Raw genomic sequence first — 20,345 nt, forward strand, 5'->3', positions numbered from 1 at the left:
TCGGCGAGGGGGCGCGAGGCGAGGGGGCCGGATGCGCCGCCGGCGTCGACCGCGCTGTGGACGGAGCAGGTGTCGTCGAGGGTTCCGCCGACGTGCCGGGGGTGAGCCTGAGAGGAGGTGGGCCCGGGGTCCTCACCACGGCCTGAACCTGGCTGACCCCCAGGGCCTGCTCGATGACGTCGTGGCGGGGCGCGGTACCGAACCCGTCACCGGGGCCGAGCCCACCGGCGGAGTCGGTCGCACCGGACGGGGCGGACCGCCCGGGCTCGGACAAGGGCTCGGACAAGGCGGTGGTGCTCCGTTGCGGATCACGTGCGGCCAGGACGAGGCGTGGCCCGTCGGCGTGCGGCTTGATCGGCATCGTAGTGGGCCGTCCCAGGGCGATCAGGATGGCGACCGCCGGGATGACGAGCCAGAGCGGGTCGAAGCGCGGCAAAGGGGGCATGACGGTGACACCTCCGGGTCCGGGGGAGGCGCGGCGGCCGGACCCGGTCCAGGTCCGCTCGTCCGGCCGCCGCTGTGCCGATCCGAGGGGGGAGCGGACCGGCCTCGTCCACGGTGCGGCGTTTTGATGCCGTTGGGTAGACCGGCCGTGTGATCTGTGGATAACTCCCGCCGCATGCTGTCGGTGCCCGCGCTCTGTGGACATCGCCGGCCGGTCCGTTGATCCGATCCGATGTGGTCGCCCGATGGATCCTCGTACCCGGCAGGTATCATCGATCGCAGGGCCCGTCCACCGGGCCCAGTTCGCACGCCCACTTCCGATGATCCGGATCGGATCATCGGAAGGGTCTCCTCGGTCCGCCGCACAGCGACGGCCACGACCAATCGGGCGTCAGGGGCTGCCGTCGTCAGATGGCGCCGTCACAACCGAGGCGTCCCGGCCCAGGCCGGGCGGGAAGGAGCGACGTCCGATGGCCGTCGTCACCATGAAGCAGCTGCTGGAGAGCGGTGTGCACTTCGGGCACCAGACCAAGCGCTGGAATCCGAAGATGAAGCGGTACATCTTCACCGAACGTAACGGCATTTACATCATCGACCTGCAGCAGACGCTGTCCTACATCGACCGCGCCTACGACTTCGTCAAGGAGACCGTGGCGCACGGTGGGACGGTCCTGTTCATCGGGACGAAGAAGCAGGCCCAGGAGGCAATCGAGGAACATGCGGCCCGGGTCGGGATGCCGTACGTCAAGGAGCGGTGGCTCGGTGGCATGCTGACCAACTTCTCCACGGTCTACAAGCGTCTTCAGCGGCTCAAGGAGCTCGAGGAGATCGAGGTGACCGGCGGTACCGAGGTGCGCACGAAGAAGGAACAGCTCGTGCTGACCCGGGAGAAGGTCAAGCTCGAGCGCACCCTCGGCGGTATCCGCGACATGAGCCGGGTGCCGAGCGCGGTGTGGGTCGTCGACACCAAGAAGGAGCACATCGCCGTCGGTGAGGCCCGCAAGCTCGGCATTCCCGTCGTGGCGATTCTCGACACGAACTGCGACCCGGACGAGGTCGATTACCCGATCCCCGGCAACGACGACGCGATCCGCAGCGCTGCGCTGCTCACCCGGGTGGTCGCCGATGCGGTCGCGGACGGTCTGATGGCCCGTGCGGGCGCCTCGAGCTCTGCCGATGCCAAGCCCGAGCAGTCTGCGGGTGAGGAGCCGCTCGCCGAGTGGGAGCAGGCACTGCTGCGTGGTGAGGCACCTGTCGAGGCCCCGGGTGCGGTGGAGCCGGCGACGGCGGGGCCCGCGGACGGGACACGACCGGACGCCGCGGTCGGCACCGTGGTCTGACCCGCTACCGCGTCTCATTCGCCCGCGGTGATGGCGATCGACCAGCGGTGACATCGTGTGAGGAGGACGGTGGTTCCCCGAGTCGGGTCGGGGACCACCGCTCCCGAATGTCGGGCCTGGTTCCGGTGGTCGGACCCGGGCCCCGGGCCGCTCGGGCGGGCGCTCCCGCGACGCCCGAAGGGCACCGCGGGGCCGGGGCCGGTAGAACTACGACAGCATCCAGACCCACCATCCAGACCCACACCGACGAGAAGAGCACCATGGCAGAGATTTCAGTCGCTGACATCCGGAAGCTCCGGGAGCTCACCGGCGCTGGGATGAGCGACGTCAAGAAGGCGCTGGTCGACAACGCCGGGGACTTCGAGAAGGCCAAGTCCTGGCTGCGGGAGAAGGGCAAGGCACAGGTCGCCAAGCGTGCGGCACGCAGCGCCGCCAACGGCCTGGTCGAGTCCTACTTGCACCGGACCGACCCGCAGCTCCCGCCTACCCTCGGCGTGCTCGTCGAGCTTCGCTGCGAGACGGACTTCGTGGCCAAGACCGAGGACTTCAAGCAACTCGCCCGCGATCTCGCGCAGCACATCGCCGCGGCGGACCCGCTGTATGTCACCGCCGAGCAGATCCCGAACGAGGTCCTCGAGGCGGAGCGAAAGATCTACGAGGCCGCGGCCCGCGAGGAGGGCAAGCCTGAGCCGGCGATCGCGAAGATTGTTGAAGGGCGTGTCAACGGGTATGTGAAGAGCAGCGTGCTGCTTGACCAGCCATGGGTGAAGGACGGCAAGGTGACCATCCGAGCTCTGCTCGACCAGGCCGGCGCGTCGCTGGGTGAGAAGATCGAGGTCGGTCGGTTCTCCCGGTTCAACATCCGCCAGGCCTGAGCGTCGTCGGATCGCCGGCTCCCTGATCGGGCGGCCGGCGGCTCCGAGGCTTCTCGGTGGGTGCGGTGGTCCGGCACGCCACCGGCATCGGGATGGCCACGCCTCGAGATGACAAGGTGATGCTTCCCGGCCCGGTCGGCGTGCCGTGTCGGCCCAGGTCAGCGGGGACGCCGTGGTAAGGCACACTGCACGCGGCGGCTGTGCGATCTCGGTCAGGCGAATCCGGGACCGGGCGGGACGGCTTCGCCCCTGGGACGACGAACTCGGCTGCGCTCGGCCGAACTGCGATGATAACAGGACCGGCGTCCGGTGGACGCCGGCGGACCAGGAACAGACGGAAGGAAATGCGGTGATCGACGACACGCTTCTCGAGGCCGAGGAGAAGATGGAGAAGGCGGTCTCGGTCGCCAAGGAGGACTTCGCGAACATCCGCACGGGGCGTATCACTCCCGCGGTCTTCTCCAAGATCCTGGTGGATTACTACGGCGCTCCGACACCGGTGCAGCAGCTCGCGTCGTTCCACATCCCGGAGCCGCGTATGGTGATCATCACGCCTTACGACAAGTCGTCTCTGGGGGCGATCGAGAAGGCTGTGCGCGATTCCGATCTCGGGGTCAACCCGAGCAACGACGGCACCATCATCCGGTGTGTTTTTCCGGAGCTGTCCGAGCAACGGCGTCGCGATCTTGTCAAGGTGGCTCGGACCAAGGCCGAGGAAGCCCGGGTGAGCATCCGCAACGTCCGACGTCACGCCAAGGACACGATCGATCGGATCGTGCGGGACGGCGATGCCGGCGAGGACGAGGGCCGGCGGGGTGAGAAGGATCTCGACGAGGCAACCCACCGATACGTCGGGCAGGTGGATGAACTTCTTCGGCTCAAGGAATCGGATCTTCTCTCGGTTTGATCATTCCTGCGTCCGTTCTCGATGCCGGTCGCCTGCTCCGATGTTCGATTCCCATGGTCTCGGAATCGTCTGGACGGTCCCCGGATCCGCGCATGACGCGCGCGCGATGCGGCGGTCGCTGCCCACGGCCGGGCGGCCATGACGACTGTCGACGGCCGCGCGGTGGCTGAGTCCGGGCCGTCCGGGTCATCCGCGCCGCCGGGATCCTCGCATGGGCCCGGTAATCCGCTTGAGTCCGGTAATCCCCGCGGGCCCGGTAATCACGGTCGGCCCGCCGGGATGGTGCCCCGGCCCTCACGTGCCGGCCGCAACCTGCCGGCCGCCATCGGTGTCGGCATCCTTCTCGGTGCCGTCATCCTCGTTCCGCTGTTCACCCTGCGGGTGATCTTTGTCGGGGTGATCAGTGTCGCGATGGCCCTGGGCACCCACGAGGTGGTCCGCGCGATCCGACTGACGCAGGTACGGGTTCCCCTGCTTCCCCTGGTTGCCGGGGCGGCGGCCATGCCGGTCGTCGCGTACGTCGATGGGACCACCGGCCTGTTGCTGACTCTCGCCGGCACCATCGGCGTGGCGGCGCTGGTCCGTGCTTTCGGGCCGTCCACGGGTCTGCTCCGCGACGTCGCCGGCGCCGCCTTCGTGGCCGGCTACATCGGCTTTCCGGCTGGCTTCGCCGCGCTGCTCACCGAACCCTCCGATGGTCGCTGGCGCGTCGTCGCCTTTCTGGGAACGGTGGTGGCCAGCGACGTCGGTGGTTACACGGCCGGTGTCCTCTCCGGCGGTCGGCACAAGATGGCCCCTACCGTCTCCCCGGGGAAGTCGTGGGAGGGATTCGTCGGTTCGGCGGTGACCTGTGTGATCGTCGCCGGGATCGTGCTGGCCTGGCCGCTGGGGGCCGAGGCCTGGCAGGGCGTTCTGCTCGGGCTGGCGGTCGCGTGTACCGCGACGATCGGCGACCTGGGTGAGTCCCTGCTCAAGCGCGACATCGGCATCAAGGACATGAGCAGTCTGCTGCCCGGCCATGGTGGCCTGATGGACCGCTTGGACTCGTTGTTGTGCACCGCCCCGGTCGCCTGGCTTCTGATCACTTCCTTCCTGAACTGATCGGAACCGGGCTCAGCCGACCGGTCTCGCCTCTCGTGGGTCCCTTCGGACAGATCCGTGCATTCGTCTCGGTCGCGGTCACCTGGCAGACTGGATCCGCGATGACTGCCACGACCGCCGAATCCGGACGTCCGGACCAGCCCTCACCCGCCGAGGCGGGCTGGCCCGCGCGACTGACGCTCACCCGGCGAGCGGGCCGAGTGCCGCGCCACCTCGCCGACCTGACCCGTCAGGAACGACGTGACGTCGCGGTGTCGCTGGGGCAGCCGGCCTTCCGCGCCGATCAGGTGGCCCGGCACTATTATGCCCGGTTGATCGCCGCCGATGAGCCCGAGGCGATGACCGACCTGCCGGAGCGGGACCGCCAGCCGCTCCTCGACGCCCTGCTGCCGAGGCTGCTCGTCCCGGTGCGGACGCTGAGCTGCGACGACGGTCTGACCCGCAAGACGGCGTGGCGGGCCGTGGACGGCGCATCTCTCGAGTCTGTGATCATGAGATATCCGGGTCGCGCGACGGTCTGTGTGTCGAGCCAGGCGGGCTGCGGCATGGGCTGCCCGTTCTGCGCCACCGGTCAGGGCGGGCTGACCCGCAACCTGTCGACCGCGGAGATCGTCGAACAGGTCGTGCACGCCGCCCGGGTTCTTCAGCGCCGTGAGCTCGCGGGCAGCGCGACCAGGTTGTCGAACGTGGTCTTCATGGGGATGGGCGAGCCGCTGGCGAACTACGCCGCGGTGATTGTCGCGCTACGCCGCCTCACCGCTCACCCCCCCGACGGGCTGGGCCTGTCGGCGCGCGGCCTGACGGTCAGCACTGTCGGCCTCGTTCCGGCGATCCGTCGCCTCTCCGGAGAGGGCCTGCCGGTGACTCTGGCGGTGTCCCTGCACGCCCCGGACGACGTTCTGCGGAACGAACTCGTCCCCATCAACACCCGTTGGCCGGTGGCCGAGGTGCTCGCGGCCGCCTGGGAGTACGCCGAGGTAACCGGCAGACGGGTAAGCGTCGAGTACGCGCTGATCGATGGGGTCAACGATGACGTGGAACGCGCCGACGCCCTCGCGGACCTGCTCGTAGGCCGGCTCGCGCATGTGAACCTCATTCCGTTGAATCCAACCGGTGGATCCTCGTGGCGCGCCAGCGTCCCGGCCGGCCAGCGCGCGTTCGCCCGCCGGCTCCGTGACCGCGGCATCGTGACGACGGTGCGCGACACCCGGGGCCGGGAGATCGCGGCAGCCTGCGGACAGCTTGCGGCCGAGCCGGCCGGGACGCCGGAGCGGACGGACCAGCCGGAGCAGGTCGGATCCGACCGTCCCGCCGAGTTCGGTGGCGCGGGGAGCGCGACGTCTGACGGTGACCGTGTCCTTCGGTAGTCCGACGAGCCGACGCCGGGGGGCCTCCCGCCCGGATATCCGGGCGACGAACACCGTATGGCTGCCGATCACGGCCGCCGCCGGGGTGTTGCTGCTGCTCCTGTGGTACGCGATGTCCCAGGAGCCGGGGCCGGCGAAGACCTCGGCGACCCAGGCCGCTCTCGGGGCGTCCGGCGGCCGTGCCGCCGGTGCCGCCGTGGCGTCGGCCATACCGTTGCCCACGGTCCCACCACCCCCCGAGAGCGGCTGCGTCACCGGGAAGACCCTGCCGTCCGGGATCGGTACCCGCACGCTGCGGGTGGGAGGAACCGAGCGCGGCTACGTCCTCGCCGTACCGACCGCGGGTCCTCGGGCCAGGCCACTACCGCTGATCTTCAATTTCCATGATCTGAACCAGACGCCGGAAGATCTGGAAGCGTACACGCGGCTCGCCGATCAGGGGACGAAGGCGGGCTTCGTGGTCGCCGCCCCGATCGGGATGCAGGGGCGGTGGAACTTCACCAGATCGAAGGCGGTGGGACCCGACGACGTGCTCTTCGTCGGCGCGCTGCTCAACGACCTCGTCGGTCAGATGTGCCTGGATGCGGGACGCGTCTTCGCCGTGGGCTACGCGGACGGCGCGAACATGGTGCTCACGCTGGCCTGCGCGCTGCCGGGCCGTCTTGCGGCGGCGGTGACCGTCGGGTCGAGCGTGCTGCCCGGCTCCTGCGCCAAGCCCGCCACCAACGTCCTGGAGATCCATGGGACCTCGGACCAGATCGCGCCGTATGCCGGCGGAGGCGCTTCGCGGCCGGCCCCCTTCACCGGAGTCGTCGCCCAGCCCGTGGAGGACCGGCTCGCCCGGTACGCCTCCGCTCTGGGCTGCAGCGGAGCCCGCCAGACCTCCCGGGACACGGCTGCCTGGCAGCGCACCGTGTGGAGCGGCTGCCCAGCCGGCCATGACGTCGGGCTGTTGGCCATGCAGGGCGCGGGGCACACCTGGCCGGGGGCGCAGGCACGTCCGGCGCTGGGTCCGACCTCCGTCAGCCTGAGTGCCACCATCGTGGCGTTGACCTATTTCGGTTACACGCCTACGTCCGCGACGAGTGGCCTGCCCGGCCCTGCCGTCTCCGCCGGCCCTGCCGTCTCCGCCGGTCCCGCCAGCACGGGCGTCGCCACCAGTCCGACTCCCGCGGCACCGGCGGCTGGATCCTCTGGACCCGCCGCATCCTCCGGACCCGCCACCACGTCGGCGTCGCCCGCCTCCCCGGATGCCACCCCCGGTGCCGAACCGTCCGGGCAGCCGGCAACCGGCGCCACACCTTCTTCCTCGCCCGGCCGGGGATGAGCAGACGTCGGAGCCGTCGTCGACGTGACCGACCGGGCCGACGTGCCACCCGGATCGGGGTGGCCGATCGGGGTGGGCGGCGACCGCAAAGTCCTGCCCACCAGACCTGACGAAACGTAGTTGTCACCGGACCCATTGCGCATCTTCGGGTGGCACCTGTCATGAACCGAACAGGGCGGTGCCGAGCGGTCGGTGGGCCTGAGAGAATGGGTGACGTGGTGGAGGCTTCGATCCTGCGTGAGGTTGTCCTGCTCGGGTCCACCGGTTCGATCGGAACCCAGGCGATAGATGTCGTACGCCGCAACCCGCAGCGGTTCCGGGTGGTGGCGTTGATGGGCGGCGGGTCCCGGGTGGACCTGCTCGCCGCTCAGGCACTGGACCTCGGCGTCCAGGCCGTGGGAGTGGCGGCGGCCTCGGCCGCTCAGGACCTCCAGTTGGCCTTCTTCGCCGAGGCGTCGCGGCGGGGCTACCGTCGGGGTGAGTTCCCCGTGCCAAAGATTCTCGCCGGTCCCGACGCCGCGAGCGAGATCGCGGCGTGGCCGTGTGACATCGTCCTCAACGGCATCACCGGCTCGGTCGGGTTGGCCCCGACGCTCGCGGCGCTGGCCGCCGGCCGGACGGTGGCGTTGGCGAACAAGGAATCGTTGGTCGCCGGGGGGCCGTTGGTGCTCGACGCGCTCGGTGGCGACCCCGACCGCCTGGTGCCGGTGGATTCCGAGCACTCCGCACTGGCGCAGTGCCTGCGGGGCGGGCGACGGGACGAGGTAGGCAAGCTGGTGCTGACCGCCAGCGGAGGTCCCTTCCGCGGGCGCCGCCGCGACGAGCTTGCCGCCGTTACCCCGGAGCAGGCGTTGGCCCATCCCACCTGGGACATGGGACCCCTGGTGACGATCAACTCGGCGACCCTGATGAACAAGGGGCTCGAGCTGATCGAGGCGCACCTGTTCTTCGGGGTTCCCTACGACGACATCGAGGTCGTCGTGCACCCCCAGTCGTTGGTGCACTCGATGGTCGAGTTCACCGACGGCTCGACGATCGCTCAGGTCTCCCCGCCGGACATGCGGCTGCCCATCGCGCTGGCGCTCGGCTGGCCGGACCGGGTGGCGCAGGCGCAGCCGCCGATGGACTGGTCGCGGGCGCAGGCGCTCACCTTCGAACCGCTGGACGAGGTGGCGTTCCCGGCGGTGGAGCTCGCCCGCACGGCCGGGCGGCGCGGCGGCACCGCCCCCGCGGTCTTCAACGCCGCGAACGAGGAGGCGGTGGCCGCCTTCCTCGCCGGGCGGCTGCCCTTCATCCGTATTGTCGACCTGGTGGCCGAGGTCATCGCCGAGCACGAAGTGATCGATCATCCCAGCGTGGAGGAGGTGTTCGCCACCGAACGGGCCGCGCGGGCGGCGGCCGGGCGGCTGATCCGGCGTGAGACCGAACGGGACACGGTGTGAGCCGCCCCCCCGGCGCCGAGAGGGCGGTCTGATGGAGCTTCTCGGCATTGTGGCGTTCGCACTGGCCCTGCTGGTGTCGGTCGTCGCGCACGAGGCCGGGCATTTCGTGACGGCCCGGCACTACGGTATGAAGGCCTCCAAGTTCTTCGTCGGTTTCGGGCCGACCATCTGGTCCCGGCGGCGGGGGGAGACCGAGTACGGCATCAAGGCCATTCCGGCCGGCGGTTTCGTCAAGATCGAGGGGATGACTCCGCTCGAGGAGATCGATCCGGCCGATGAACCCCGCGCCTTCCACAATGCGCGGGCGCGAGCCCGGCTCGTGGTTATATCGGCTGGTTCTTTCGTGCATTTCGTCATCGCCATCGTGTTGGTCTACGGAGTGCTTGTCGTCCTGGGCACGACCACGATCAGCGAGTCGAGGGTCGGCGCGACGAGCTGCGTCGCCACGACCGCGACCTGTTCCGGACCGGGGCCGGCCGCGGCGGCCGGTCTGCGGCCGGGCGACCGGATCGTCAGCTTCGGCGGAGTTCCGGTCACGACGTGGGCGCAGTTCACCCGGCAGGTGCGTGCGCACGGAGCGGGGCCTGCGGTGATGGTCGTCGAACGGGACGGCCGCACCCTCACCCTCACGCCGAACCTGGTGGAGGTCAGGCGCGATCGGGAGACCGGGCAGGCGGGCGACGACCGGGTCGGCGCCTTGGGCGTCAGACCGGGAACCGAGACAGTGCACTACAACCCGATCGAAGCCGTGCCCCGCACCTTCGATGTCATCGGGTCCGGGTTCACCGGTATGTACGAGACGCTGACCCGCCGGATCGGTGATATCGCTAATATCTTCAGCGACGACCGCGACCCCCAGGGTTTCATCAGCGTGGTGGGAGCGGCGCGTATCGGCGGTGATGTGGTCTCGGCCGAGGGCAGTTCGGCCGTGGACCGGGTGCGGAATCTTCTCATTCTGGTCGCCGCGATCAATCTCGCGGTCGGAATTTTTAACCTGTTGCCCCTACTTCCGTTGGACGGCGGTCATATTGCCGTGCTGGGCTTCGAGCAGGCCCGGCATGGCCTACGCAGGCTCCGGGGTTATCGCGGTCCGGTACAGAAGGTGGATTTCGCCAAACTGTTACCAGCCACGTACGCCACGGTCGTCGTACTGCTCGGGTTCAGTCTGCTTGTCCTGTCCGCCGACATTGTCAATCCCATTCGCCTGAATCAGTAATTCCGTATGAACATGCGCGACGGTGTGCCATTCTGCCCTGCCTCCTGCAGCCGACAGGCCGAGTCAGTCGCACGTCGATCTTCGTCTCCGATTCGCCAGTGAGGACAACGTGACCGTAACTCTGGGCATGCCAACCGCTCCGGCCCGTCCGCTCGGCACGCGGCGGCACAGCCGGCAGATCCACGTGGGCAACGTCCCGGTCGGGGGTGACGCTCCGGTCTCCGTTCAGTCGATGTGCACCACGTTGACGTCAGACGTCAACGCCACGCTGCAGCAGATCGCACAGCTGACAGCGTCGGGATGCCAGATCGTCCGGGTCGCGGTGCCAAGCCAGGACGACGCTGACGCCCTCGCCGCGATCGCCCGCAAATCCCCGATCCCGGTGATTGCCGATATCCACTTCCAGCCCAAGTACGTCTTCGCCGCGATCGACGCGGGCTGCGCCGCGGTCCGGGTCAACCCCGGCAACATCAAGGCTTTTGACGACAAGGTCGGGGAGATTGCTCGCGCGGCGAAGGCCGCCGGCGTTCCGATCCGGATCGGGGTCAACGCGGGTTCGCTCGACAAGCGGCTGTTGGCGAAGTACGGCAAGGCCACGCCGGAGGCGCTGACGGAGTCGGCCCTGTGGGAATGCTCGCTGTTCGAGGAGCACGACTTCCGCGACATCAAGATCTCGGTGAAGCACCACGACCCGGTCGTCATGATCCAGGCGTACCGGCTGCTCGCCCAGGCCTGCGACTACCCGCTGCACCTCGGTGTCACCGAGGCCGGGCCGTCCTTCCAGGGCACGGTCAAGTCCGCGGTCGCCTTCGGGGCCCTGCTCGCCGAGGGAATCGGTGACACGATCAGAGTGTCGCTGTCGGCACCGCCGGTCGAGGAGGTGAAGGTCGGCACCGCGATCCTGGAGTCCCTGGGACTTCGGCAGCGTAAACTCGAGATCGTATCCTGCCCCTCCTGCGGTCGGGCTCAGGTTGACGTCTACACCCTTGCCAATCAGGTCAGCGCCGGTCTCGAGGGCATGGAGGTCCCGTTGCGCGTCGCCGTCATGGGCTGCGTCGTGAACGGGCCGGGCGAGGCCAGGGAGGCCGATCTCGGCGTCGCCTCCGGGAACGGCAAGGGTCAGATCTTCGTCCGAGGCGAGGTCGTGAAGACCGTTCCGGAGGCACAGATCGTGGAAACCCTTATTGAGGAAGCCATGCGGCTGGCCGAGGAGATGGCGGCGGACGGCACCCCGTCCGGCGAACCCTCGGTTTCCGTGGGTTAACCGGTTCGACCGGATGGGCCTACCTCTGCGGTCCGCGCCGACCCGTCTGCTTGACGACAGGGATCTTCCGGCCGTCCGCGAGCTCTTGGCCCGCAACCCGGTCGCCGATGTGTTCGTCGCATCTCGGGTCGAGGCGGCGGGGCTCGACCCGTGGCGTCTCGGCGCCGAGATGTGGGGGCACACCGTGGATGGCTGCCTGGTCGCTCTGTGTTATTCCGGCGCCAACCTCTGGCCCGTGGCGGCAGGCCCCACCTCGGCGAGACTGTTCGCCGAGCGGGCTCGCCGGCAGGGACGGCGCTGCTCGTCCATCGTCGGCGTCTCCTCCTCGGTGACGGCGATGTGGAAGCATCTGGAGCCGACCTGGGGGCGGGCCCGGGAGGTACGGGCCGACCAGCCCCTGCTCGTGATCGACCGACCGCCGCGGGTCGCCCCAGATCCGGCGGTGCGCCCGGTGCGCCCGGACGAGCTGGACGTCATCCTGCCGGCCTGCATCGCCATGTTCACTGAGGAGATCGGGGTGTCCCCGGTGCTCGCTGACGGCGGTGCCCTCTACCGCGCCCGCGTCGCCGAGTTCGTCGGTCAGCGGCGTTCCTTCGCCCACATCGCCGACGGCCGGGTGCTGTTCAAGGCCGAGATCGGCGCCGTCGCGGGCGACGTCTGCCAGATCCAGGGCGTCTGGGTCGACCCGGCGCTGCGCGGGCGCGGCCTCGGCGCCGCGGGAACCGCGAGTGTGGTCGCGCTGGCGCGGGCCGCCTTCGCCCCGCTGGTCAGCCTGTACGTCAACGACTTCAACCATGCCGCCCGCCGGGTCTACGACCGGGTGGGCTTCCAGCGAGTCGGGACCTTCGCGTCGATCCTGTTCTGAGGTTGATCTTGTTCTGAGATCGATCCCGGTCTGAGCCCATCCCGGACCCGCTCCGATGGTGTCCGGGGCCTCTTTGATCCCCAGAAATATCCGTTTTGTCGGCTATGTGCATCTGGCCGGTCAAAGATATTGCAGAACGATGTCATCGCGATGAAGTCACATGGCCAGGATGGGCACCATCTGGCATGCTTACCATCCCGATGACTTCGATCGACATGCATGGCGCGGGCGTCAGCCTGCGTGAGGGGGTATCTATGAGACCGAGCAGACTGTGGCGTGCAGCGACGCCACTCATCGCCGCGGGGGCGCTCGTACTGGCGGTGGTGGGCTGCTCGAGTGACGACGGGGACTCCCAGACGGTCGCCTCGAACGGCCAGGTCACCGGCACCCTGCGGCTCGGGTACTTCCCGAACCTCACCCACGCGCCAGCTCTCTACGGTGTCGAGAAGGGGATCTTCGCCAAGGACCTCGGTTCTGGAGTCACGCTCAAGACGTCGACCTTCAACTCCGGCGTGCAGGAGGCGGAGGCGATTCTGTCCGGCGCCATCGATGCCGGCTATATCGGTCCCAACCCGGCGGTCAACAGCTTCATCAAGTCGCACGGGGAGGCGGTGCGGATCGTCTCCGGCGCCACCTCGGGTGGTGCGTCGCTGGTGGTCAAGCCTGAGATCACCTCCGTCGCGCAGCTCAAGGGCGCCACGCTCGCCACCCCGAGCCTGGGCAACACCCAGGACGTGGCGCTGCGGTACTTCCTCAAGGAGAACGGGCTGAAGACCGACCCCCAGGGCGGGGGTGATGTCTCCATCAAGCCCCAGGACAACACCGTGACGGTGGACGCCTTCGCCAACAAGGCCATCGACGGGGCCTGGGTGCCCGAGCCGATAGCCTCCCGGCTCGTCGCCGCGGGGGGCAAGGTGCTCGTCAACGAGGCCGACGAGTGGCCGGAGACCAAGGGCCAGTTCGTCACGACGGTGCTTCTGGTGAGCACGGACTACCTGAAGAAGAACCCGGAGATCGTCCGCCGGCTCATCACGGCGAACGTGGAATCGATCAACGCGCTCAACGCCGACCGTGACGCCGGCGCGAAGGTCACCAACACGGCACTGGGCAAGCTGAGCGGCAAGCCGCTGTCCGACAAGATCCTCACCTCGGCCTGGAAGGGGCTGACCTTCACTCCGGACCCGATCGCGGCGTCCCTGTTCACCTCGGCGAAGCACCAGGAGGAGCTCGGCCTCATCGAGAACCCGAAGCTCGACGGTCTGTTCGATCTGACGGTCCTCAACGAGATCCTCGCCAAGCAGGGCAAACCGACGGTCTCCGACTCCTGACCCGCGGGACCCCCGGTAGCCGGGCCGGCTGAACCTCGGTCCGAGACCACAGGGCGACGACCAGGCCGGGGTGTCGATCATCGATGCCCCGGCCTGGTCCGTCCGTCCGTCCATGCACACCGGCCGCATACACCGCGATGGGGGAATGAACCATGACCGCTGTACTCACCGACACCGCTGTACTCACCGACACCGCTGTACTCACCGACACCGCGCTGCGCATCCACCGCGTCAGCCGGGTCTTCGGAGCCGGGCCCGCCAGCGTCAAGGCGCTCGACAACGTCTCCCTGGATGTCCGGGCGGGCGAGTTCGTCTGTCTCCTCGGTGCGTCCGGCTGTGGGAAATCGACCCTGCTCGGCCTGATCGCCGGTCTCGACCAGCCCTCCGTGGGCGTCGTTGACACCACCGGCCGGCGGGTCGGGATGATGTTCCAGGACTCGGCGTTGCTGCCCTGGCTGACGGCGGGCGGCAACGTGGAGGTGCCGCTGCGGCTGCGGGGGATCGGCAAGGCCGAGCGGCGGGACCGGGTCGAGAGCCTGCTCGCGATGGTCCGGCTGGCCGGCCTGTCCGCGAAGCGCCCCCATGAGCTGTCCGGCGGCATGCGCCAGCGGGTGAGCCTGGCCCGGGCCTTCGCGCAGGAGGCCGACATCCTGTGCATGGACGAGCCGTTCGGTGCGCTCGACGCGATGACCCGCGATCTGCTCCACGACGAACTCGAACGGATCTGGCGGGAGACGGGGGTCACCGTCATCTTCGTCACCCACGATGTGCGCGAGGCGGTCCGGCTCGGTGACCGCATCGTGCTGCTGTCCTCCCGGCCCGGCCGGGTCGTGGAGATCTTCGACGTCGATATCGACCGCCCCCGCCGGCTCGACTCCACCCACGTCTCGGAGCTCGCCACCGAGGTGACCGCGCGGCTACGCGAGGAGGTTGGCCGCCATGGCCACTGACGTCAGCGTCCCCACCCGTAAGAGTGCCGGGCTCGGCGAGGCCGGCGAGCCCCTCGACGTCGACGTGGCCCTCGCCGGCCTCGACGCGCTGGACATCCCGACCGCGCAACGGCGGCCGTTCGCGGCCCGCGCCTGGGCGGCCACCTGGCCGAAGCTCGGCGCTCTGCTCCTGTTCCTGCTGTTCTGGCAGATCGTCGTCTGGAGCGGCTGGAAGCCCAGCTATGTGCTGCCCGGGCCGGGCGAGGCGCTGGGCGAGTTCGTCGACCAGCTGGGCAGCGGACACTTCTGGGACGCTCTGGCCCGCACCCTGGTCCGGGCCCTGGAGGGATACGCCCTCGCCGTGCTCATTGGCACCGTGGTCGGGATCGCGGTGTCCCGCTTCGGGGTCCTGCGTACCGCGGTGGGATCGTTCATCACCGCGGTGCAGACGATGCCCTCGATCGTCTGGTTCCCGCTCGCCATCCTGCTGTTCAAGCTCAGCGAGTCCGCGATCATGTTCGTGGTGGTGCTCGGGGCGGCGCCGTCGGTGGCCAACGGCGTCATCTACGGCGTGGACTACGTGCCGCCTCTACTGGTCCAGGTCGGCCGCAGCATGGGCGCGCGTGGCCTGTCCCTCTACCGGTACATCGTGGTACCGGCGGCCCTGCCCTCGGTGCTCGCGGGCCTGAAGCAGGGCTGGGCGTTCGCCTGGCGCAGCCTGATGGCCGGCGAGTTGCTGGTCATCGTTCCGGGGCATCCGTCCGTCGGGGCCGACCTGCAGAATGCCCGCGAACTGCTCGACACGGTCGGGGTACTGGCCTCGATGATCACGATCTTCGTGGTCGGGGTGCTCATCGATGCCGGATTCAACGCGGTGGACCAGCGGATGCGGCAGCGCCGTGGGCTGGTTGCGGAGGGTACGACGGCGGTCCGGGCGGCTCGGCGTCGCCGGGGCGGCAGCGCCGGCGGGTCCGCCGCGGCCGGTACAAAGGAGGTGGCGGCGGTCGGAGCCGCCACCACGGCCACCTCCTCCGCCGACGGCGGCACGGACGCCCCCCATCCCGAGAGGGCTGGCTGAGGAAGTCCCCGATTCCCCGGCCGGCAGGTTCGTTGGCCGGCAGGCTCGTTCGGCCGAGTCGGCGGCGGGAACAGCGCCCGTTGGCGCGGGGCCGCGCCTCGCCCGCTGCCGACCCGGCCCACCCATTCGGCGAGGACCGGCGGCAGAATGGATGCATGCAGATCTCCGCTCGCGCCGACTACGCATTGCGCGCGCTCCTGACGTTGGCCGCGAGCAACGGTCGGCTCGTCAAGGGCGAGGCGCTTGCCGCGGCGCAGGATCTGCCGCTGCGCTTCCTCGAGAACATCCTCACCGATCTACGCCGGGCGGGGCTGGTCCAGAGCCGCCGGGGCGCGGACGGGGGATACCAGCTGAGCCTTCCTCCCGACCGGATCACCATCGCCACGGTGATCCGGGCGACCGACGGTCCGCTCGCCAGCGTGCGAGGCCGGCGTCCCGAGGACACGAACTACGACGGCGCGGCCAAGAACCTGCAGGATGTGTGGATCGCGGTTCGGGTGAACCTGCGGCGGGTGCTGGAGGCCGTGACCCTCGCTGACGTGGCGAGTGGTCAGCTTCCGGACATCGTGACCACCCTCGGCGGCGACCCCGACGCGTGGGTCACCCGCTGACGGGAGCGGCCCGCTTCCTGGAGCGGGCCCGGCCTCCCTGGACGCCAGGTCACGTCCCCGGTAGCGCGCGGCTCGCGGCCGCCAGCGGCATGCCGGCCGCGATGCGGGCCCGCTGCGCGCGTACGGCGGTGCCGGTCAGCGCGTCCAGGGCCAGCGCACGGACGTCCCCGACGAGCACGGTGACGGCGTCGTGGGCCGCTATGGCGCAGGCGTCCTCGATCCTGGCCAGGAGGGCCAGTGCCACCCCGATTCCCTCCGGTGCGACGGGGAGTCGATAGGCGGGCAGTGCCGGTGGCGCCTCCCCGCCGCGGGCCCGGATCGCGGTGATGAGGTCGTCGCGCAGCGCCTGGTGCGCCAGATAGCTCAGTCGTGCGAGCTCGCGCGCCTGCGCCGCGGCCGGGCCGAGCGGCGCGAGGGCACCTCCCGCCGCCGCGGCGGCGTAGACGGCGGCATGCGTGGCCGTGAGCATCGTGACCAGCGCCGCGACACCCGCGGGATCCGGGTGGTCGGTTGCGGTGGTCGATTCCGTGGGGGTCGCCGACGCCGGATCGCCCGGTGGTGTGCCGGCGGTCATCCGGACACCCGGCTCGCAGAGAGGGCCAGCAGCTCCGCATGCGCGGTCCCGGCGGCGCACATGCTCGCCAGCAGGGACGCGAGCGGACCGCCCGCGCGCAGGCAGTCGGTGCGGGCCGCGTTCGTCGCCGCATCCTCCATCCCGGTCAGGGAGGCGATGGTGGCGGCGCGGGCCGTGGGTGACTCGTCGACGAGCTGCGCCGTTCCCGCCGTCCCGACGCCGTCGCGCCCGATCGTCCGGGTCGGCATGGCCGCCTGGGTCGGCATGGCCGCCTGGGCCGGGGTGGCCGCCTGGGTCGGGGTGGCCGCCTGGGCCGGCGTGGTCGGTGCGGAGCCCGGGAACTGTTCGGCCAAGGTCCGGAGCTGGACTTCGTGATGGGCCCGCAGCGTGTCGAACAGGGGACGCAGGGACGGGTGGCGCTCGGCCGCCGTCCGGTATGCCGCGGCCAGCGTGGCCGCCCGGACGGCGGCGGCCCTCGCCGCCCGGCGGTCGTCGCCGCCCGGGCCCACTGCGGGACCGGTCCGGTTCGTCGCGACCGTGGTGCTGCACCCGGCGGCCTCGAATCCGGTAAATCCGGCAAATCCGGTGAGGGTGAGGCCGGTCAGCCCGGCGAGGACCCGTCGTCGGGAGGCGTGGGTGAGGTTCGCCGGATCCACCGTCGCAGCTTCGCACATCCCCTGCTGTCGTCCGGATCGCCGTGTGGTCCGCGCGGCCTGATCCGGTTACCCCCGGGTCGCGACGGACTCCGGTCGGGGCGGACGTAGGCTATGGATCTCACCCGGGATGCCGTTCGCCCCTGTGACGGCCCAGCCCGGCGGGACCGTCGGCAGTCGGTCCTCGTTGTTCGACGGTGCCGCGGGTCGGGTCGACGGTGCCGCGGGTCGGGTCGACGAGGGTCGCACGGCTTGATGGCGCCGGCCGAACCTGGGTATCGCCCCCGGGGGATGACAATGTGGCGGCCGGCCTACGGCCTGGGGAGCGGCGTCGTGGGTCCGGCGGATGATCAGGCATCGTGGATGCGGGAAGGGACGGTCGAAGTGGCAGGGGCGGGGGAGGCCGGCCGCGCGCGCGACCGGAGCCCATCCGGATCGGCCCGCGGGCGCGGCGGCGTTCGGACGGCGCTGCGGGCTCGGCTGGCGGCCGGTCTCGCCGACGCGGGTTTCGATCTCGAGGATGTGACGGTGGCACGGGCCGGATCGCGCAGCGTGGTGCGGGTGGTGGTGGACCGCGACGGCGGAGTCGACCTGGACGCGGTCGCGGACGCCAGCCGGCTCGCCTCCGAGCTGCTCGACGCCGCCGAGACCGACGGCCAGGGCCTGGTCGCCGGGCCTTATGTTCTCGAGGTCACCTCACCGGGCGTCGAACGGCCGCTGACCGAGCCTCGGCACTGGCGCCGCGCGATCGGCAGGCTTGTCACGGTACGTGATCGAGACGGCATCGTCCTCGCCGGGCGTGTCCTCTCCGCCGACGAATCGGGGGCGGACCTGGCGGTGGCGACGGATCCCGCGCGGCCCGGACGCCCCCCGCGCCGGCGGCTTGCGCGGGTGACCTTCGCACAGGTGGCCCGGGCTACTGTCGAGGTCGAGTTCTCGGCCGAGGCGTATGATGATCTTTCTGTCGAGTCGGTGGAGACGCCGTCTTCGTCCGCCGCGTTGGTGGAACCCGGCGAGACAGCCGATCTCGGGTATGGGGAGCCGGGCGACGATCTTCCGGCGGCGCCGGGGAGGGAATCCAATGACGACGGCCGGGAGGCCGGCCCCCGGGGCGCGGCCGGTAAGGAGATGACCCGGTGAAGCTCGACGTGGCCGCGCTGCGCGGAATCGAGCGGGAGAAGGACATTGCCTTCGACACCTTGGTGCAGGCGATGGAGACGGCACTGCTGACGGCCTATCACCACACGGCCGGGTCCGCGCAGGACGCCCGGGTGGTGATCGACCGGACGACCGGAGATGTCTCCGTCCTCGCCCGGGAACGGGGTCCGGACGGCACCAGCCGGGAGTACGACGACACCCCGGCGGACTTCGGGCGGATCGCGACTATGACCGCTAAACAGGTGATCATGCAGCGGCTGCGCGAGGCCCAGCAGGAGGTCACCTACGGCCAGTACGCTGACCGGGAGCACGAGATCGTCTCCGGTGTGGTGCAACATCACGAACAGCGGGCCGGCTCCAGGGTCGTGCTCGTCAATCTCGGCACCGTCGAGGGTGTCCTGCCGCCGGCCGAGCAGGTTCCCGGCGAGCGGCTCGAGCACGGTGACCGGATCAAGTGTTATGTGGTGCACGTCGCGCGGGGGCAGCACGGACCCACGGTGACGTTGTCCCGCACCCATCCCGAGCTGGTGAAGGGGCTGTTCCGGCTGGAGGTGCCCGAGGTCGCCGACGGCACCGTGGAACTCGCTGCGATCGCCCGCGAGGCTGGGCATCGCAGCAAGATAGCGGTGCGGTCCCGGGTGGCCGGGGTCAACCCCAAGGGCGCGTGCATCGGGCCGATGGGCAGCCGGGTGCGTGCCGTCATGGCCGAGCTGCGGGGCGAGAAGATCGACATCGTCGACTGGTCGGCCGACCCGGCAACCTTTGTCGGGAGCGCGTTGTCCCCGGCCCGGGTGGCCCGGGTCGAGGTGACGGACCCGGCGAGCCGCTCGGCGCGGGTGGTGGTGCCCGATTACCAACTGTCGTTGGCCATCGGTCGCGAGGGGCAGAACGCCCGGCTCGCCGCCCGGCTGACGGGGTGGCGCATCGACATCCACTCTGACACCGAGGACTCCGGCGAGGGCGGTGGGAGCGGATCCGAACGGGGCTCCGCTGGTGCGCCTCGACGATCGGGACCAGCTGCGGTACCGCGGCGATCGCCTGCCGCGGGTGGCCATTCTCGGGGCCAAGCGGGATAGACTTGCGATGGCGCGTCGTGCGGAGCCCGTTCGTACCTGTGTCGGATGTCGAAGCCGTGCGCCGAGTTCTGACCTACTGCGTATCGTCGTAGAAGGCGGCGAGCTTCTGCCGGATGCTCGTCGTCGGATGCGCGGTCGGGGTGCGTACGTGCATCCCGATCTTGCATGCCTCGATCTCGCGGAGCGTCGCAAGGCGTTCCCACGGGCATTGCGGGTGTCGGGCCCGCTCGGAGCGAAGCAGGTCAGGCTGTATCTGGAGCGGCTTTGCCCGCGGTAGCCGGTCCCTCCGGGGCCGGTCCGCCGTAGTCGCGCCAGGCACAGGGAGATATCAGGCACAGGAGATACCAGGTAAAGATGGATGGATGGAACGGGCGGACCGCGGCAGCGGGCCGGCCGGGTCAGACGGAGTGGGTACCCGCGCCAGCGGCACCCACTCCCACAGGCGGCGCCAACAGACGTCGACAGGGAAGCAGGTCGAGACAGCGATGACCGCTCAATGAGCACCCAGCCATGATCACGACCAGCAGGTAACGAGGTCACGCGGGCACGGACCGCGGGCCGAACGAAGGAGCACCGTGGCAGGAAAGGCCCGCGTACACGAGCTCGCCAAGGAGCTTGGTGTCGACAGTAAGACCGTGCTCGCCAAGCTCAAGGATCTCGGTGAGTTCGTGAAGTCCGCTTCGTCCACTGTCGAGGCACCCGTCGTCCGCAAGTTGAAGGAAGCGTTCCCCGCCGACGGCGCACCCACCTCCCCGGGCCGGACCACCGGCCCTCCGGGACCGCCGGGCAG

General features: G+C 70.0%; 20 protein-coding genes and 1 pseudogene. 18 read left to right on the forward strand and 3 right to left on the reverse strand.

Going from position 1 to position 20,345, the window contains the following annotated elements; genetic code table 11:
* Positions 1-445 (reverse strand): annotated as a pseudogene (locus AC08OP_RS05470) (hypothetical protein); the annotation flags it as partial.
* A 469-nt stretch (positions 446-914) separates the two neighbouring features.
* On the opposite strand from AC08OP_RS05470, the gene rpsB reads away from it, so the two are divergent.
* From rpsB to AC08OP_RS05540, 14 genes are all read left to right on the forward strand, one after another.
* Positions 915-1,784 (forward strand): 30S ribosomal protein S2, encoded by an 870-nt coding sequence (rpsB, locus tag AC08OP_RS05475; protein ID WP_476613188.1) that lies wholly within the window; start codon positions 915-917, stop codon positions 1,782-1,784.
* Positions 1,785-2,044: 260 nt separating this feature from the next.
* Positions 2,045-2,659 carry a translation elongation factor Ts gene (gene tsf, locus AC08OP_RS05480; protein ID WP_476613189.1) on the forward strand — a complete coding sequence of 205 codons (615 nt, stop codon included), beginning with the start codon at positions 2,045-2,047 and terminating at the stop codon, positions 2,657-2,659.
* Between the two features lie 349 nt (positions 2,660-3,008).
* Complete coding sequence (gene frr / locus AC08OP_RS05485) at positions 3,009-3,566, forward strand: ribosome recycling factor (RefSeq protein ID WP_462185789.1); 558 nt, start codon at positions 3,009-3,011, stop codon at positions 3,564-3,566.
* A gap of 279 nt (positions 3,567-3,845) precedes the next feature.
* A complete protein-coding gene (locus tag AC08OP_RS05490) occupies positions 3,846-4,667 on the forward strand; it encodes a phosphatidate cytidylyltransferase (RefSeq protein ID WP_462202907.1) in 822 nt (273 codons plus the stop codon).
* Positions 4,668-4,768: 101 nt separating this feature from the next.
* Complete coding sequence (gene rlmN / locus AC08OP_RS05495) at positions 4,769-6,034, forward strand: dual-specificity RNA methyltransferase RlmN (protein WP_476613190.1); 1,266 nt, start codon at positions 4,769-4,771, stop codon at positions 6,032-6,034.
* Complete coding sequence (locus AC08OP_RS05500; protein ID WP_476613191.1) at positions 6,021-7,361, forward strand: CE1 family esterase; 1,341 nt, start codon at positions 6,021-6,023, stop codon at positions 7,359-7,361. Before rlmN ends, AC08OP_RS05500 begins: the two co-directional genes overlap by 14 nt.
* A 206-nt stretch (positions 7,362-7,567) precedes the next feature.
* A complete protein-coding gene (dxr, locus tag AC08OP_RS05505) occupies positions 7,568-8,803 on the forward strand; it encodes a 1-deoxy-D-xylulose-5-phosphate reductoisomerase (protein WP_476613192.1) in 1,236 nt (411 codons plus the stop codon).
* Positions 8,804-8,834: 31 nt separating this feature from the next.
* Entirely contained in the window at positions 8,835-10,019 is a 1,185-nt protein-coding gene (locus AC08OP_RS05510; protein ID WP_476613193.1) for a M50 family metallopeptidase, read from the forward strand.
* A 109-nt stretch (positions 10,020-10,128) separates the two neighbouring features.
* Complete coding sequence (ispG, locus tag AC08OP_RS05515; protein ID WP_476599139.1) at positions 10,129-11,283, forward strand: flavodoxin-dependent (E)-4-hydroxy-3-methylbut-2-enyl-diphosphate synthase; 1,155 nt, start codon at positions 10,129-10,131, stop codon at positions 11,281-11,283.
* Between the two features lie 13 nt (positions 11,284-11,296).
* Complete coding sequence (locus AC08OP_RS05520; RefSeq protein ID WP_476613194.1) at positions 11,297-12,148, forward strand: GNAT family N-acetyltransferase; 852 nt, start codon at positions 11,297-11,299, stop codon at positions 12,146-12,148.
* Positions 12,149-12,402: 254 nt separating this feature from the next.
* The gene (locus AC08OP_RS05525) at positions 12,403-13,476 is read left to right on the forward strand and encodes an ABC transporter substrate-binding protein (protein ID WP_476613195.1); all 1,074 of its coding nucleotides are present in this window, start codon (positions 12,403-12,405) and stop codon (positions 13,474-13,476) included.
* 152 nt (positions 13,477-13,628) lie between these two features.
* On the forward strand, positions 13,629-14,426 hold the full coding sequence (locus tag AC08OP_RS05530; RefSeq protein ID WP_476613196.1) for an ABC transporter ATP-binding protein: 798 nt from the start codon (positions 13,629-13,631) through the stop codon (positions 14,424-14,426).
* Positions 14,416-15,483, forward strand: coding sequence for an ABC transporter permease (locus AC08OP_RS05535; protein WP_476613197.1), 1,068 nt, complete (start codon positions 14,416-14,418; stop codon positions 15,481-15,483). The genes AC08OP_RS05530 and AC08OP_RS05535 overlap by 11 nt, the downstream gene beginning before the upstream one ends.
* Positions 15,484-15,638: 155 nt before the next feature.
* Positions 15,639-16,094: an RrF2 family transcriptional regulator gene (locus AC08OP_RS05540; protein WP_462185778.1), complete on the forward strand. Its 456-nt coding sequence runs from the start codon at positions 15,639-15,641 to the stop codon at positions 16,092-16,094.
* Between the two features lie 49 nt (positions 16,095-16,143).
* Here AC08OP_RS05540 and AC08OP_RS05545 read toward each other — a convergent pair whose 3' ends face one another.
* Positions 16,144-16,668 carry a DUF4439 domain-containing protein gene (locus tag AC08OP_RS05545; protein WP_476613198.1) on the reverse strand — a complete coding sequence of 175 codons (525 nt, stop codon included), beginning with the start codon at positions 16,666-16,668 and terminating at the stop codon, positions 16,144-16,146.
* Positions 16,665-17,342 (reverse strand): hypothetical protein, encoded by a 678-nt coding sequence (locus AC08OP_RS05550; protein WP_476613199.1) that lies wholly within the window; start codon positions 17,340-17,342, stop codon positions 16,665-16,667. The genes AC08OP_RS05545 and AC08OP_RS05550 overlap by 4 nt, the downstream gene beginning before the upstream one ends.
* 363 nt (positions 17,343-17,705) lie before the next feature.
* Here AC08OP_RS05550 and rimP point away from each other — a divergent pair, with 363 nt between their 5' ends.
* From rimP to AC08OP_RS05570, 4 genes are all read left to right on the forward strand, one after another.
* Positions 17,706-18,461, forward strand: a complete 756-nt coding sequence (gene rimP, locus AC08OP_RS05555; RefSeq protein ID WP_476613200.1) for a ribosome maturation factor RimP — start codon at positions 17,706-17,708, stop codon at positions 18,459-18,461.
* Entirely contained in the window at positions 18,458-19,555 is a 1,098-nt protein-coding gene (gene nusA / locus AC08OP_RS05560) for a transcription termination factor NusA (protein ID WP_476613201.1), read from the forward strand. Before rimP ends, nusA begins: the two co-directional genes overlap by 4 nt.
* A 7-nt stretch (positions 19,556-19,562) precedes the next feature.
* On the forward strand, positions 19,563-19,832 hold the full coding sequence (locus tag AC08OP_RS05565; protein ID WP_476613202.1) for a YlxR family protein: 270 nt from the start codon (positions 19,563-19,565) through the stop codon (positions 19,830-19,832).
* Positions 19,833-20,130: 298 nt separating this feature from the next.
* The coding region (locus tag AC08OP_RS05570; protein WP_476613203.1) for a translation initiation factor IF-2 N-terminal domain-containing protein at positions 20,131-20,345 on the forward strand (215 nt) is incomplete at its 3' end.

The organism is Frankia sp. CeRuru1, assembly GCF_977966315.1.